A 236-nucleotide genomic window follows, 5' to 3' on the forward strand; every position below is an offset into this window, starting at 1 on the left:
ATCCCCCAACTACCATCGGCGCAAAAGAGCTTAACTGCCGTGTTCGGGATGGGAACGGGTGTGGCCTCTTTGCCATCGTCACTGGACTATAATTTGAGTGCTTGCGCCCTCAAAACTGGATACAACGGACATTGAACGGTTGATGCAAAGCAATCCATGAAAGTAATTGGTTAAGTCCTCGATCGATTAGTATTCGTCAGCTGCACGTGTCGCCACGCTTCCACCTCGAACCTATC

At 50.0% G+C, this 236-nt stretch carries 1 rRNA gene; it reads right to left on the reverse strand.

Annotation, left to right across the window (positions count from 1 at the left end):
- A 5S ribosomal RNA gene (gene rrf, locus AC2Q9J_RS18515) occupies positions 1–86 on the reverse strand; the annotation flags it as partial.
- Positions 87–236: the final 150 nt, after the last annotated feature.

This window comes from Planococcus sp. RAB007_Raresut (genome assembly GCF_057369535.1).